16 protein-coding genes are annotated in these 14,827 nt (G+C 61.6%); 6 read left to right on the top strand and 10 right to left on the bottom strand.

Annotation, left to right across the window (positions count from 1 at the left end):
- Positions 1 to 45: 45 nt before the first annotated feature.
- From LGQ03_RS14980 to LGQ03_RS14970, 3 genes are read left to right on the top strand one after another with little or no spacing between them, the layout of a single operon-like run.
- The gene (locus tag LGQ03_RS14980) at positions 46 to 1,260 is read left to right on the top strand and encodes an amino acid ABC transporter permease (RefSeq protein WP_226749057.1); all 1,215 of its coding nucleotides are present in this window, start codon (positions 46 to 48) and stop codon (positions 1,258 to 1,260) included.
- Position 1,261: 1 nt separating this feature from the next.
- Positions 1,262 to 2,578 (top strand): amino acid ABC transporter permease, encoded by a 1,317-nt coding sequence (locus tag LGQ03_RS14975; protein ID WP_226749056.1) that lies wholly within the window; start codon positions 1,262 to 1,264, stop codon positions 2,576 to 2,578.
- 12 nt (positions 2,579 to 2,590) lie between these two features.
- Positions 2,591 to 3,382, top strand: a complete 792-nt coding sequence (locus LGQ03_RS14970; RefSeq protein WP_090159707.1) for an amino acid ABC transporter ATP-binding protein — start codon at positions 2,591 to 2,593, stop codon at positions 3,380 to 3,382.
- An 87-nt stretch (positions 3,383 to 3,469) separates the two neighbouring features.
- On the opposite strand, the gene LGQ03_RS14965 is transcribed toward LGQ03_RS14970, so the two are convergent.
- The 7 genes from LGQ03_RS14965 to ttcA form a co-directional block, all read right to left on the bottom strand.
- Positions 3,470 to 3,958, bottom strand: a complete 489-nt coding sequence (locus LGQ03_RS14965) for a SixA phosphatase family protein (RefSeq protein WP_226749055.1) — start codon at positions 3,956 to 3,958, stop codon at positions 3,470 to 3,472.
- On the bottom strand, positions 3,955 to 4,854 hold the full coding sequence (argB, locus tag LGQ03_RS14960) for an acetylglutamate kinase (RefSeq protein ID WP_226749054.1): 900 nt from the start codon (positions 4,852 to 4,854) through the stop codon (positions 3,955 to 3,957). Before argB ends, LGQ03_RS14965 begins: the two co-directional genes overlap by 4 nt.
- A gap of 65 nt (positions 4,855 to 4,919) precedes the next feature.
- A complete protein-coding gene (locus tag LGQ03_RS14955) occupies positions 4,920 to 6,737 on the bottom strand; it encodes a c-type cytochrome (protein ID WP_226749053.1) in 1,818 nt (605 codons plus the stop codon).
- A gap of 74 nt (positions 6,738 to 6,811) precedes the next feature.
- Positions 6,812 to 7,456 (bottom strand): ribosome biogenesis GTP-binding protein YihA/YsxC, encoded by a 645-nt coding sequence (gene yihA / locus LGQ03_RS14950; RefSeq protein WP_090159711.1) that lies wholly within the window; start codon positions 7,454 to 7,456, stop codon positions 6,812 to 6,814.
- Positions 7,456 to 8,214 (bottom strand): MOSC domain-containing protein, encoded by a 759-nt coding sequence (locus LGQ03_RS14945; protein WP_226749052.1) that lies wholly within the window; start codon positions 8,212 to 8,214, stop codon positions 7,456 to 7,458. The genes yihA and LGQ03_RS14945 overlap by 1 nt, the downstream gene beginning before the upstream one ends.
- A complete protein-coding gene (gene yidC, locus LGQ03_RS14940; RefSeq protein ID WP_226749051.1) occupies positions 8,215 to 10,065 on the bottom strand; it encodes a membrane protein insertase YidC in 1,851 nt (616 codons plus the stop codon). It lies immediately after the preceding gene.
- Positions 10,066 to 10,128: 63 nt separating this feature from the next.
- Complete coding sequence (gene ttcA, locus LGQ03_RS14935; RefSeq protein WP_226749050.1) at positions 10,129 to 10,971, bottom strand: tRNA 2-thiocytidine(32) synthetase TtcA; 843 nt, start codon at positions 10,969 to 10,971, stop codon at positions 10,129 to 10,131.
- A gap of 99 nt (positions 10,972 to 11,070) precedes the next feature.
- On the opposite strand from ttcA, the gene LGQ03_RS14930 reads away from it, so the two are divergent.
- Entirely contained in the window at positions 11,071 to 11,610 is a 540-nt protein-coding gene (locus LGQ03_RS14930) for a DUF3833 domain-containing protein (protein ID WP_226749049.1), read from the top strand.
- On the opposite strand, the gene yidD is transcribed toward LGQ03_RS14930, so the two are convergent.
- From yidD to rpmH, 3 genes are read right to left on the bottom strand one after another with little or no spacing between them, the layout of a single operon-like run.
- On the bottom strand, positions 11,607 to 11,828 hold the full coding sequence (gene yidD, locus LGQ03_RS14925; protein WP_226749048.1) for a membrane protein insertion efficiency factor YidD: 222 nt from the start codon (positions 11,826 to 11,828) through the stop codon (positions 11,607 to 11,609). The two genes, LGQ03_RS14930 and yidD, sit on opposite strands and share 4 nt — an antisense overlap.
- Positions 11,825 to 12,220, bottom strand: a complete 396-nt coding sequence (gene rnpA, locus LGQ03_RS14920) for a ribonuclease P protein component (RefSeq protein ID WP_404807670.1) — start codon at positions 12,218 to 12,220, stop codon at positions 11,825 to 11,827. Before rnpA ends, yidD begins: the two co-directional genes overlap by 4 nt.
- A gap of 11 nt (positions 12,221 to 12,231) precedes the next feature.
- Entirely contained in the window at positions 12,232 to 12,366 is a 135-nt protein-coding gene (gene rpmH / locus LGQ03_RS14915) for a 50S ribosomal protein L34 (protein WP_056038884.1), read from the bottom strand.
- Positions 12,367 to 12,647: 281 nt separating this feature from the next.
- Between rpmH and LGQ03_RS14910 the strand changes: the two genes are divergently transcribed.
- Together LGQ03_RS14910 and LGQ03_RS14905 are read left to right on the top strand one after the other, a co-directional pair.
- Positions 12,648 to 13,400 carry a TVP38/TMEM64 family protein gene (locus LGQ03_RS14910; RefSeq protein WP_226749047.1) on the top strand — a complete coding sequence of 251 codons (753 nt, stop codon included), beginning with the start codon at positions 12,648 to 12,650 and terminating at the stop codon, positions 13,398 to 13,400.
- A 1-nt stretch (position 13,401) separates the two neighbouring features.
- Positions 13,402 to 14,823, top strand: coding sequence for a dihydrolipoyl dehydrogenase family protein (locus LGQ03_RS14905; RefSeq protein WP_226749046.1), 1,422 nt, complete (start codon positions 13,402 to 13,404; stop codon positions 14,821 to 14,823).
- Positions 14,824 to 14,827: the final 4 nt, after the last annotated feature.

The raw sequence follows: 14,827 nt of genomic DNA, 5'->3' as shown, positions 1-14,827 counted from the left end.
CCGTGCACCTATTTGATCGTTAGCACTGCAACCGGGAGACACCCTATGTCATCGATGTCGGAAAACCCGCCGCGCAACAGTTTCCACCTGAGCCAACTTATCTACGACACACGTTACAGGTCCATGACGATTCAGGTCGTGACACTGGGTCTGGTGTGCGTCGGAATCTGGTGGCTGGTGGACAACCTGCTGGCCAACCTCACGGATCTGGGCATTGAGCCGAGTTTCAGCTTTCTGAGCAGCCGTGCCGGATACGACATCGGGATGACGCTGATTCCCTATTCCTCGGCCAGTTCGCATCTGGATGCGGCCTATGTCGGTATTCTGAACACATTGCTTGTGGCGGCGCTCGGGATTGTGCTCGCGACCGTGCTTGGCGTGATCGCAGGGGTCCTGCGCCTGTCGAAAAACTGGCTGGTCAGCCGTCTGATGGCCGTCTACGTCGAGGCATTCCGCAACGTACCGCTGCTGCTGTGGATCGTGCTGATCTACGCGGTGATGAGCGAATCAACCCCGCAGCCGCGCGATTTCCGCGAAGGTGGCGGCGCTTCGATGATCTGGGACGCCATCGCGATCACCAATCGCGGCGTCTATGTTCCCGGGCCGGTCTGGGGGGCGAATTCCGGTATTCTGGTGGCCATCTTTGCCGCGTCCCTGGTCGGTGCCTTTTTCTATCGCCGCTGGGCCAAGAAACTGTTGTTCGACACAGGGCGCCTGCTGCCATTGGTCTGGCCCGCGATCCTGATCGCGATCGTGCCGTCCATCCTGTTCTATTTCATCTTGGGCCGTCCGGTGACGCTGGATTACCCCGCGCTGGGTGGCTTCAATTTCAGTGGCGGATTGCAGATCAGCACGCCGCTGGTCGCACTGTGGCTGGCGTTGGCGCTGTATACGGGCGCGTTCATCACCGAAATCGTCCGGGCCGGTATCCTGGCCGTGTCCAAGGGGCAGTCCGAGGCATCCGAGGCGCTGGGCATGCGTGCCAACCGCACCATGAGCCTAGTGATCCTGCCGCAGGCTATGCGGGTCATCATCCCGCCGCTGACGTCGCAGTATCTGAACTTGACCAAGAACTCTTCGCTGGCGATTGCCGTGGGTTACCCGGATGTGCGCGCCACGCTGGGCGGCATCACGCTGAACCAGACGGGCCGCGCGCTGGAATGCATGTTGCTGCTGGGCCTGTTCTACCTCGCGCTGTCGCTGATCATCTCTTTCGTGATGAACATCATCAACAATTCCATGAAGCTGGAGGAGCGTTAAGATGAGCGATACCGACGCACACGTCACGAACGCCTATTTCCGCGAAACCATGATCGCCCAGCAACCGCCACCCGCGACGGAAACCGGGGCGATCAAGTGGTTGCGCGAAAACCTGTTTCCCACCTGGCTGAACGCCATCGGGACCGTGGTTTCGCTGTATGTGATCTATTTCATCCTCAGCCATGTTGCGCCCTGGTTCCTGAACGGGATCTGGAACGCGTCGTCGCTGTCGGAATGCCGCGAAATCCGCGACGCAACGCTGGGGCCGGATGCCTCTGCTGCCTGTTTCGCCGTGATCAGCGATCGCTGGCAGCAGCTGTTGTTCGGATTCTACCCGTCCGAGGCCTATTGGCGGCCCGTTGTGGCGCTGGTGATCCTGCTGGCCGGTCTGGCACCGGTGCTGTTCGGGTCGATCCCGCGCCGGTTCATGGCATTTTCGCTGGCGTCGCCGTTCATCATCTTTTTCCTGCTGTGGGGCGGGTCGATCTGGCTGCCGATCATGACTGCGGTCGGTTTCGTCATCGGGTTCTATGTCGCGCGGGCGCTGGCATCGGTAAACCAGATTGTCGCTGTTCTGGGGGCGATTATCGTGCCGATCCTCTATTGGTTCGTCGTGATGATGCCGCTGGTGAACATCCTGCAAGGTATTCTGCCCATCGGCATCATGGCCATCGAATCCAAGCAATTTGGCGGTTTCATGTTGTCCATCGTCATCGGTGTGGCTGCCATCGTGTTGTCGCTGCCGCTGGGGATCATCCTTGCACTGGGCCGCGCGTCCGATCTGTTCATCGTGAACAAGCTGTCGGTCGGTTTCATCGAGGTCATCCGGGGTGTGCCGCTGATCGTCTGGCTGTTCACCGCATCGCTGCTGCTGAACTATTTCCTGCCGCCGGGCACCACGTTTGACCTGACACTGCGCGTCATCATTATGGTGACACTGTTTTCGGCGGCCTATATCGCCGAGGTCGTGCGCGGTGGTCTGGCCGCCGTGCCCAAGGGCCAGTACGAAGGCGCGGACAGCCTTGGTCTGGATTACTGGCAGTCGATGCGTCTGATCGTGCTGCCGCAAGCGCTGAAAATTTCGATTCCTGGAATCGTGAACACCTTTATCGGGTTGTTCAAGGATACCACGCTGGTCGTGTTCATCGGCCTGCTGGACCCGCTGGGTCTGACCAATTCGATCCGCGCCAGCACCGACTGGAACGGGATCTATTGGGAACTCTATGTCTTTATCGGTCTGCTGTTCTTTGTCGCCTGCTACGCGATGGGCCGATATTCCATGTACCTGGAGCGCAAGCTTCAGCGTGAAAACCGCTAAGGGAGGCCAGACATGTCTGAAGCCGTTCAGGACCGCACCATCAACCGCAGCCAGATGAAGGTCAGCGACGAGGTTGCGATCGAAATCAGCAACATGAACAAGTGGTACGGCACGTTTCACGTGCTGCGCGACATCAACCTGACCGTGCAACGCGGCGAGCGTATCGTGATCTGCGGCCCGTCGGGGTCCGGCAAATCGACGCTGATCCGCTGCATCAACCGTCTGGAAGAACACCAGAAGGGCAGCATCATCGTCGACGGCACTGAACTGTCGTCCGACCTGAAGAACATCGACAAGATCCGGTCAGAGGTCGGCATGTGCTTTCAGCACTTCAACCTGTTCCCGCATCTGACGATCCTGGAGAACTGCACGCTGGCCCCGATCTGGGTGCGCAAGACGCCCAAGAAAGAGGCCGAAGCCACGGCGATGCATTTCCTGGAAAAGGTCAAGATTCCGGATCAGGCGCACAAATATCCCGGCCAGCTGTCCGGTGGTCAGCAGCAGCGCGTCGCCATCGCGCGGTCGCTGTGCATGAAACCGCGGATCATGTTGTTCGACGAACCGACCTCGGCGCTGGATCCAGAGATGATCAAGGAAGTGCTTGATACGATGATCGAGCTGGCGGAAGAGGGTATGACCATGCTGTGCGTGACGCACGAAATGGGATTTGCGCAGGCCGTCGCCAACCGGGTCATTTTCATGGATCAGGGTCAGATCGTCGAACAGAACGAGCCTAAGGAATTCTTTAACAACCCGCAGTCGGACCGGACGAAGCTGTTCCTGAGCCAGATCCTGGGACACTAGGGTCGGCTTTGCCGCTGGCAAAACCGATGCCTCCGGCGGGGATATTTTCGACCAGAAGAAGTGAGGGTCGCACCGGGGGTGCGGCCCTTATGCGTTCAGGGAACGTGGGGTCACGAAGGCGGTGCAGATGCCCGTGGTGATGCTGGACCAATCCGGCACATCAAAGGTCAGAACCGTGGTTGCGGATGTCGGATAGCTGCCAAAACGCGGGTCAGTCGGGGGCTGGCGGGCGAGTCTTGTGGCCAGATCACCAATCCCGGGGTTATGGGCGATGACGGCTATGGTCGCGTCCGTCTGTTTCGCGATGTGCCGCAGCAGCTGGTCGCTGGACGCAAGATAAAGCGCATCCACCAGCGTCAGTGTGCCGGGCAAATCGAGGGCCGCGGCGGTTTCGCGTGTGCGCTGCGCCGATGAGCACAGGATGACGTCGGGGGCGTGCCCCTGTGCGCGCAGCCATGCGCCCATCGCGGCGGCGTCGGTGCGCCCGCGGTCCGTCAGGGTACGGTCGTAGTCGTCCAGCGCGTCGTCGTCCCAGCCAGATTTCCCGTGCCGGATCAGGATCAGCTTGTGCGTCACGTGGCGTTGCCGCGGGTTTTGACACGCGATTCAGAGCTGCGGATGATCGAACCCGCGCCATGTTCGGTGAACAGCTCCAGCAGTGATGCATTGGGGAGGCGTCCGTCCAGGATCACGACGGCGCGCACGCCATCCTCGATCGCCTTGAGCGCGGTTTCGGTTTTTGGGATCATGCCACCCGCTATCACGCCGTCCTGCGTCATCTGGCGGACCTGTTCGGGCGACAGCTGGGTGACGACCTTGCCATCCGCATCCTTGACCCCTGACACATCGGTCAGCAACAGCAGGCGGTCGGCCTGAAGTGCCCCGGCAATCGCGCCAGCGGCCGTGTCGCCGTTCACGTTGAAGGTTTCCAAGCTGTTCATGCCGGTGGCGACGGGGGCCACGACGGGGATGATGCCCGCACCATAAAGGTCGCGCAGCACCTGCACGTTCATTTCGACAGGGCGGCCCACAAACCCCAGTTCGGGATCGTCGGCCTCTGCGACCATGAGGTCGTCGTCCTTGCCCGAGAGGCCGACAGCGCGGCCGCCTTCGTCCATGATCGCCTGCACGATGCGTTTGTTGACAAGGCCGGTCAGCACCATTTCGACCACTTCGACCGTGGCCTGATCGGTGACGCGTTTGCCGCGGATGAATTCGGATTTTATGCCCAGCTTGTCCAGCATCTGGTTGATCATCGGGCCGCCGCCGTGAACCACGACCGGGTTCATGCCTACCTGTTTCATCAACACGATATCGCGGGCAAAGCTGGCCATTGCTTCGGCATCGCCCATGGCGTTGCCGCCGAATTTGACAACGACCACAGCACCTGCGTAGCGCTGCAGGAATGGCACTGCCTCAGACAGTGTCCGTGCCGTGCTGATCCAGTCCCGGTCCATATTCTGCGCCCTCATCGCCTGTGCTCCCGTTCGAAACTTGGCGGACGGTAGACGAGGGCGCGTGCGGCCTCAAGCGGGGATCACTTGGGCAGCGGGTCCTGCGCGGCAAACCAGGCCGCAACGTCATGGCGTTCCTGCACGTTCATGTCGCGGGCGATGCCGTGCATGGGGCTGAGACTGTAAAGACCCGTATTCGCGTCGGACCCGAGAGCCTGCAGGCGGTTTTCGATATAACGGCCGGCCTGACCGTGCAGGCGCGCCACGATCGGCAGATCGTCCGTGGGTTCGGCACCGTGGCAGGACAGGCAGGCGGGGATATTTTTGTCCGCGATGCCGTTCTGCGCGATCAATTGGCCGTTGGTGATTTCGGCAGCGGTCGCGAAGGGGGCGGACGGTGCAGGTGATGGCTGCGCGACGGCGTTGCCAAAGTATTGGGCAAGGTCGGTCTTGTCCTGATCCGACAAGCGCCCGGCCACCATCGACATCGTTTCGTTGTCGCGTTCGCGCGCATGAAAGGCGCGCAACTGCTGGGCAAGATACGTGGCGGTCTGGATCGTCAGGTTCGGAAATTCGCCCGAATCCACGCCCACGCCGGATTCGGTGTGACATTCGGCGCAGACCTGTCCCACGATCGTTTCGGCATTCGCCAGATCGGCGGTGGCCATGGTCAGGGCTGGTGCCGTTTCACCCGCCGGCTGTGCTGCGAAGTAGGCGGCGAGGTTGGCGCGGTCCTCGGGCGTCAGCGCTTGGCTGATGTGGCCCATCGGCTGCCACGCGCCGTCACCATACCAGGTGCCTGTGGCGAATTGGTCCAGCTTGTTGCGCAGGTAGGCCTCTGATTGACCGGAAATGCCGGGGACGACCATGTTGGCCTGTGTTGCGATGTTCTGGTGGCACGTATAGCAGGCTGGGATGACGGCGTCCGGCTTGCCCATCAGCGCGATCTGTTCACCGGCGGCGAGATCGGCGGCAGAGGCCTGATCTTGCGGCGACGGCACGTCGGGCAGGCTGTCATAATAGGCGGCGAGGCCGTCGATCTGGTCGTTCGTCAGGCTGGCGGCGACGGTCATCATGATGCCAGAGGGCCGGGCACCGGATGCGTATTCGCGCAGCGCCTTGGCCAGATAGTCGGCCGATTGCACGGTCAGGTTCGGGGCCAGGCCCAGCGTCGGGCTGCCGCTGCCGTCGGCACCGTGGCAGGAGGTGCAGGTTGCGATGATATCGTTGTTGCTGGCGTATTCGTGCCAGCCTGTGCCCGGGGCCGCGTAGAGGTATTCGTCGATCGGGTAGGCTTGGGGACCGCGATCCATCGGGCTAAGTGCGACCGGTGCCTCGAACGGCAACGCGGGCGCACCTTCGGGCATGGTGCGGGTGGTGCCGGCGATATATTCCTCGGCGGTCATGTTGGGCAGATTGCGGATGAACGCCACGACAGACCAGATTTCGTCAAAATTGCTGTCGGCAGGCCAGGACGGCATGGCCGAGAATTTCACCCCGTTGCGCAGGATCACATAGAGCTGTTCGTCAGAGAACTGGTCGACGACGGCGGGCAGGTGCTGCGGGCGCGGGCGTTGTGACAGGGCGATTGGCGATTGTCCCAGTTCCGGGCCACCGTGGCAGCTGGAACAGACGTTGTTGTAGTGCTGCATGCCAAGGGCGATGCGTTCCGGGGACATCAGGTCATCGGGGGCGGTGAACTGTTCGGCAGTGCGTGCGGTGGACCGTTTGAACACAAAGTGCAGAAGCTGCGTCGTCACCTGCATGTGCGGGGTGCGGGCAGATATGGGCATCAAGCCGAGGCTGATGGCCGCGACCCCCAAAATCCCCACCACGACGCCTGCGGCGGCAACCACGGCAAAGAACTTTTTCCAAAAAGCGCGCGTAAACTGATCAAACATGACAAAGGCTCCTGACCCAACACGTCTGAGTTAGGCCACGATCGCACCGTGTCGCGTAAAAACCGGATTTTATTTCAGATGGTCGCGATGATGGCGCGCAGCACGTCGATTCCATCACCCTTGTCAGAACTGGTCAAAATCAGTTCCGGGTAGGCGGCAGGGTGTTTGGCGAGCGCCGCGCGGGTCTTGGCCAATGATTCTTCCAGTGCCGCACCTCGGACCTTGTCGATCTTGGTCATCACGACCTGGAATGTCACCGCGGATCGGTCCAACAGCGTCATGATTTCCTCGTCCACGGCCTTGGCCCCGTGCCGTGCGTCGATCAGCACAAAGACCCGGCGCAGGGTCGGACGGCCCGAGAGGTATTGTTTCAGCAGGGCCTGCCATTTTGCGACGACGGCGACAGGCGCATTGGCGAAACCGTAGCCGGGGAGGTCGACCACATAGAGGTCACCAGCCGTGAAAAAATTGATTTCCTGCGTGCGGCCCGGCGTATTGGATGCACGGGCAAGCCCCTTGCGGCCCGTCAGCGCGTTGATGAGGGACGATTTGCCCACGTTCGACCGCCCGGCAAAGCAAACCTCGAGCCGGTCGGCTTCTGGCAGGCCGTCCATGGCGACGACGCCTTTGACGAATTCGGTTTCACCGGCGAACAGCAGACGGCCCTTTTCCAGGGCTGCGTCGTCGGGGCGTTCTGCCTCGGGGAAGGGTAGTTGCATCAGATCACCTCTGCCGTGTCGCCAAGTGCGATTGTGCCGCCTTGGGCGACGGTGGCGTAAACGCCAAAATCCGTATGACCGAACCTATCGCGCAATACTGCGACAGTATCCAGATCACGCTGGCCCGTCACGGGGTTTGCACGGGTATGGGCGCAACGTTCGATCGGGTCGCCGATGTCGAGGACGACGTCACCGATCCGCAGGCTGCGGCCATACCAGTTGAATTCGTCCCATGCGGCAAAACCGTCCAGCCAGACGTTGCCACGCCAGCGGGTCTGTTCCAGCGCAGCGCCGCATGCGTCAGCGACGGCGGCATGGCTGGCGGTCGACATCAGCGAGAGGCTGGGGAAATCGCTGTCGGTCATGCCGCGGTCGCCTGCGCTGACGATGCCCCGCGGCTGCGGGCCGTCACCGGTCAGCGGCGCGACCCATTCGAGGAACCGCGCGATATCGTCGGAATCGTCGGGGCGGAATGTCAGGTCGCCCAGATCGACGTGCGATAGGGTCACGGTCGCTGTCGCCGTGTCGAGACGCGCCCACAGTCCGGCAAGCCCCGGCGTGATCGCCCCGATCATGAAGTTGCGGCAAACGTCCCAGCCGTCACGGTCACGGCTGCGGTCGTGGGTCACGGCCCAGCGGCGATCCCAGGGCATCGTCTGCCCCTTGGTCAATGTCACGCTATTCAGCGCCTCGCGGCCATGGCTCTTGATGGGGTGACGCCACAGGGCGGCGACGCTCCCCATCCGTTGCGGTGCCATCTACTTGGCCTTGTCCTTGTTGGATTTGGCCTTGGGGGCCTTGTTCGTGTTGGCGGGCACCGCTGCCTTGGCGTCTTTGCGACGCTGGAACGATTCCTTGATGTTGCCGAAAACGTCAGGCTTGGCCCCGTGGCTCCGCATGATGATGTACTGCTGCACGAATGTGATCGTGTTGTTGGTGATCCAGTACAGCACCAGACCCGATGCAAAGTTGCCGAGCATGAACATGAACACCCAGGGCATCCAGGCAAAGATCATCTTTTGCGTGGGGTCGGTGGGGGTCGGGTTCAGTTTCTGCTGCAACCACATCGAGATACCCAGCAGGATCGGCAGGATACCGAGGCTGAGCAGTGCAAAGATCGAAGCCGGATCCGGCACGCCCCAGGGCAGCAGGCCGAACAGGTTCAGGATCGACGATGGGTCAGGCGCGGACAGGTCGTTGATCCAGCCGACCCAAGGGGCGTGGCGCAGTTCGATGGTGACAAAGATCACCTTGTACAGCGAAAAGAAGATCGGGATCTGCAACAGGATCGGCAAACAACCCGCGGCGGGGTTCACCTTGTTGTCCTTGTACAGTTTCATCATGCCCTGCTGAAGCTGCTGGCGGTCGTCGCCGGCCTTTTCCTTCAGCTTTTCCATTTCGGGCTGCAGTTCTTTCATCTTGGCCATGCTGACGTAGGATTTGTAGGCCAGCGGCAGCACGATCAGTTTCAGCACAAAGGTCAGGCCGATGATCGACCAACCCATGTTGCCGATCACGATGTTGATGTGGTGCAGAACCCAGAAAATCGGCTTGGTCAGGAAAAAGAACCAGCCCCAGTCGATGCTGTCGACAAAGTTCAGCACGCCAGCACGTTCATAGTCGCGGATGGCCTCCCATTCCTTGGCCCCGGCGAACAATTGGGTGGTGACGGTAGCCGACGCGCCTGCGGCCACGTTGACGGGCATCTGCACCGCCTCGGCCTGATAGATGTCGCGGCTGGGGAAGTATTTAGACGTGGACCGGAACGGCGTGCCGTCCTGCGGGATCAGCGTCGTCATCCAGTAGTGGCCGGTATAGCCGATCCAGCCGCTGCCCGTGACGTCCAGCCGTTCGGCGTTTGTACCTTCGGCGGGGTCGACGTTGTAATCCTCGATATTGCCGTATTTCGTTTCTTCCAGCTCGCCGTCGGTCATGCGAACCAGACCTTCGTGCAGGATAAAGAAATTTTCGACGTCGGACGGAATACCGTACTGGCGGATCAGACCATAGGGGCGCATCGCGATTTCGGCAGTGCCGGTGTTTTCGACGGATTGGGTCACGTCGAACATGAACTTGTCATCGACCGCGATTTCGGTGCGGAAAATCTGTCCTGCACCATTGTCCCAAGCCAGTGTGACGGGGCTGTCGGGGGTCAATGTCTCGCCGCTTTCCAACGACCACAGCGTGTCGGGGCCGGGTACGTTGGCGGCGTCAACACCGGTCACAGCCGCCCAGCCAAAGCTGGCGAAATAGGCGTCGGGCGTGCCTGCGGGGGACAGCAGCGTGACCTCGGGCGATTCAGGATCAACCTCTTCGCGGTAGCGGACCAGTTTGATGTCGTCGATGCGACCACCCAGCAAAGAGATGGAGCCATCCATTTCAGGTGTTGCGATCGGCACGCGCGGCGCGTCGGCGCTGGCGTCGGTGGGGGCCGTCACACCGCTGTCGGTCAGCGCCGCGTTGGGCACCGTCGCCTCTTCCATCTGGGCGGTCGCATCCTCGAGCGCGGCGGGCGATTGCGCGGGTGGCGGGAACAGCAGGAACCAGACGAGGATAACCCCAAAGCTGAGGGCTGTCGCCAAGATCAGATTCTTGTTTTGGTCGTCCATGAACCGGGCCTATCCATCGCTGATTTAGAATCCGGTTGGTTCAACCCCCCAAGGCCCCAAAGGTCAAGGGGTTTCAGGGTCTTTGTGATCGCGCGCCAGTCCCATGAAGTCGAAAAGAGCAGGGTCCAGCAGGTGACTGGGGCGAGTATTCATCAGCGCGCTGAACATTTTGCCGCGCCGGCCGGGGGCGTTTGCCTCCCAACCGTCCAGCAGCTGTTTGACCTGCTGGCGCTGCAAACCGTCCTGCGACCCGCACAGATCGCAGGGAATGATCGGATAGTTCATGGCGCGGGCGAATTTGTCGCAATCCGCCTCGGCCACATGGGCGAGGGGGCGATAGACGAACAGATCGCCTTCGTCATTCAGCAGCTTGGGCGGCATGGTCGCCAGCTTGCCACCGTGAAACAGGTTCATGAAGAACGTTTCCAGAATGTCGTCGCGGTGATGGCCCAGCACGATGGCGCTGCAGCCTTCTTCGCGCGCGACACGATAGAGGTTGGCGCGACGCAGGCGCGAACACATGGTGCACAGGGTGCGGCCCTGCGGGGTTTTTTCCATCACGATGGAATAGGTGTCGCGGTATTCGATACGGTGCGGGACGCCCATTTTTTCCAGAAACTCAGGCAGGACTGTCGCGGGAAAACCCGGTTGCCCCTGATCCAGATTGCAGGCCAGCAGATCCACCGGCAGCAGGCCGCGCCATTTGAGTTCGTGCAGCACGGCAAGCAGGGTATAGCTGTCCTTGCCGCCCGACAGGCACACCAGCCAGCGTGCGCCGGGTTCGATCATGCCGTAGCGGTCGATCGCCTCGCGGGTGTCGCGCACCAGCCGCTTGCGCAGCTTGCGAAACTCGGTCGTGTCGGGTGCGCCGTAAAACAGCGGGTGGATTTCTGGATCATCTAGCATGGGCTGCATCTACTGCGATCGGTGGCCGAGACCAAGTGAAATTGCGCTGGGCACGCGATGCTGTGGCGCTACCTGCATTACATAACAGGAGGTCACCCCATGCGATTTTTCACGGTAGCGATTTTTGCGGTACTGGCAGCCTGCACGGGCAAGCCGTCGTTCGATGACGAAACCCTTGGTGGGCCGAAATTGAACCTCGAGGAATTTTTCGACGGCGAACTGGTGGCCTACGGTCAGTTTCAGGACGTGCTAGGCACAGTGCGCCGCAGCTTTGTGGTGGATATCACAGGTGAATGGGACGGTGAGGTGCTGACCCTGACCGAGGATTTCGTCTATGAGGACGGCAGTACCGAACAGCGGATCTGGTCGCTGACGAAAACCGGGCCGGACAGCTGGGTCGGCACCGCGCCCGGCGTGATCGGGCAGGCCGTTGGACAGGAACAGGACAACCGTTTCAACTGGCGCTACGAGATCGACCTGCCGATCCCTGCGGCTGGTGGCACATCAGAGACGTTGCGCGTGACCTTTGACGACTGGATGTGGTTGCTGACGGACACGCGGCTGTTCAACCGCGCCTATGTCAAACGCTACGGGTTCGATATCGGTGATGTCAGCATTTCGTTCGAGAAACCGGATTAATCCGGCACGTTGTCGATACCGCTGCCGCCCCAGGGGTGACAGCGCGCGATACGGCGGACGGTCAGCCAACCGCCCTTGATGGCGCCATGTCGTTCAAGCGCCTCGAGCGCATAGGCCGAACAGGTGGGGTGATAGCGACAGCCGTGGCCGACCCAGGGCGACAGCAACAAGCGGTAGGCGCGTACTGGCAACGCCAGAAATCGCGCGCCGGGCGTCACCCGTGGACCTTGCGCAGGGCGCGGATCAGGTCGGATTGCAACTGGGTGAACGGCAGGCTTGCTGTCTGTTCTGCGCGGCCGACCAGAACGTAGTCCCAGCCGGGGCGGGCGTGTTCCGGCAAGGTCAGGCGTGCCACCTCGCGCAGGCGGCGCTTGGCGCGATTGCGCGCCACGGCATTGCCGACCTTTTTCGAACAGGTGAAACCGACGCGCACGGTGTCATCGCCGTCGTCGCGGTTGCGCCCCTGCAGATGGATGCCCGGTGTGCCCTGACGGCGTGCGTGGCTCGCGGCAATGAAATCACGCCGCTTTTTCAGGACCGGCAAACGCGACAAGGCCGCCGGAGCAACCCTGTCGGGTGCCTCCGGCGGCCTGATGTTGACGTCGCTCAAAACCTGTGCGCTTACGCGCTCAGCTTCGACCGGCCCTTGGCGCGGCGTGCGTTGATGATGTTGCGACCTGCCTTGGTCGCCATCCGTGCGCGAAAACCGTGACGGTTCTTGCGGACCCGGTTGCTGGGCTGGAATGTGCGCTTCATGGCAAAACTCCGGTTCGGGGGCCGATCCACCGATGGATGCAAGGCCCGTATCAATTCAGACCCGTCCTTTAGGCGGTGCCATACATGCTGTCAACGCAAACAAGCCCGGAATGCGCTGAAACATTTTCGAAATGCGACGCGTGACAAATGTTACAATTCGGCCGCAGTTGCACGGTATCGCGTCAAATCGGTCAACCCCTTGTGAGAGGCCTGTCACCGCTGCGACATTCTGCCAACTGTGGGTCACAACCGTCACCTGCGCCAAAACAGAGAGAGTACCCATGTCGCCCAATGCCCGAGATTCGGCCAACCCTATCCTGCGGCGCTTGCCGCTGATCGGCATCGCAATTGCAGCTCTGCTGGGCTTTTGGCTGCTGCGCGACTACCTAAGTTTTGATGCGTTGCGCCAGAATCGCGAGACGCTGATCGCGTTTCGGGACGCGAATTACCTGCTGTGCGTGCTGGGGTTCATCGGGGCCTATGCGGCCATCGTGGCGTTCAGTCTGCCGGGGGCGACGATCGCCACCCTGACGGGCGGGTTCCTGTTCGCCAGTTTTCCGCAGGCCTTTCCCGTGCTGCCGGGGGCCATCTACAATGTCACCGGGGCGACGCTGGGCGCGGTTGCGCTGTTTCTGGCAGCGCGCTGGGGGTTGGGCGACACGCTGGCCCGCAAAATGGACACCGGCGAAGGTGTTGTGAAACGGATCAAGGACGGGATCGACGAAAACCAGTGGTCGATGCTGTTTCTGATTCGCCTGGTGCCCGCGGTGCCGTTTTTCGTGGCGAACCTTGTGCCGGCGCTGGTCGGTGTGCCGCTGTTCCGGTTCGCGGTGTCCACGTTTTTCGGGATCATGCCGGGGGCGGTCGTCTATACCTCGGTCGGTGCTGGGCTGAGCCAGGTCTTTGACAGGGGTGAAACACCCGATCTGGGCATTATCTTTGAACCGGCGATCCTGTTGCCGATCCTGGGTCTGTGCCTGCTGGCCGCCCTGCCCATCGTACTCAAGGCCGTGCGCGGCAAGAAAGGGGTCTGACATGACCAAACGCATCAAGACGGATCTCTGTGTGATCGGTGCTGGTTCTGCCGGATTGTCCGTGGCGGCCGGGGCCGCACAGATGGGGGCCGATGTCGTCCTGATCGAGGGGCACAAGATGGGTGGCGATTGCCTGAATTACGGCTGCATCCCGTCCAAGGCGCTGATCGCCAGCGCAAAGCACGCCCATGCGGGCATCAACAACCAACCCTACGGCGTGGCCGATGTCTGGCCTGCCGTGGACTATGCCGCCGCCAAGGACCACGTCCAACGCGTCGTGGACACCATCGCGCCGGTGGACAGTCAGGAGCGGTTCGAGGGGTTGGGCTGCACCGTGATCCGTGAAAACGCCCGATTCATCTCGGACACCGAGGTGCAGGCGGGTGACACGATCATCACGGCCCGGCGATTTGTCGTGGCGACGGGGTCCAGCCCCCTCGTGCCGCCGATCGACGGGCTGGACGGCGTGACGGTGCATACCAACGAGACGATTTTCGATCTGCGCGAACGGCCCGATCACCTGCTGGTCATCGGCGGTGGTCCAATCGGCATGGAAATGGCGCAGGCGCATCGGCGGCTGGGATGCAAGGTAACCGTGATCGAAGGTGCCAAGGCCATGGGCAAGGATGACCCCGAACTGGCGGCCGTGGTGCTGGACAATCTGCGTGCCGAGGGCGTCGAGATCATCGAGGACGCCAAGGCCGAACGTGTCAGCGGCGATGAGGGCCAGATCACCGTGCATACCTCGCAGGGTGATTTCACCGGCTCGCATCTGTTGATGGCGGTTGGTCGCAAGGTCAACGTCGACCGGCTGGACCTGGAAAAAGGGCGGGTGAAATACGACCGCGGCGGGCTGAAGGTGGATGCCAACCTGCGCAGTGTCACGAACAAGCGGGTCTATGCCGCCGGTGACGTGGCGGGTGGTCTGCAATTCACCCATGTTGCGGGCTATCACGGCGGCCAGTTGGTCCGTTCGCTGATGTTCGGCCTGCCCGCCAAGGCGCGGACCGATCATATCCCCTGGGTCACCTATACCGACCCCGAACTGGCCCAGGTCGGCCTGACCGAGGCGCAGGCGCGCAAGAAACACGGGGCCGCGCTGACCGTGGTGCGCAGCGAATTCGAACACAACGACCGCGCCAATACGGAACTGAAAACCAAGGGCTTGATCAAGGTCATGGTGGTCAAGGGCAAACCGGTCGGCGCATCCATCGCGGGACACATGGCCGGAGAGCTGATCGCCATGTGGTCCATGGCCATCGCCAACGGACTCAAGATGACGGCGATTTCCAATACCGTTTTGCCCTATCCCACCTATAACGAGATTAACAAACGGGCGGCGGGCGCCTATTTCACACCCAAGCTGTTCGAAAGCGATACGGTGAAAATGGTGGTCGGTCTGGTCCAGCGCTGGCTACCCTGACCTT

The sequence above is a fragment of the Loktanella gaetbuli genome, from assembly GCF_020531945.1.
GTDB classification, from domain to species: domain Bacteria; phylum Pseudomonadota; class Alphaproteobacteria; order Rhodobacterales; family Rhodobacteraceae; genus Loktanella; species Loktanella gaetbuli.
The sequence above is the reverse complement of the archived record's forward strand: the minus strand, read 5'-3'. Positions and strand labels throughout refer to the sequence as shown.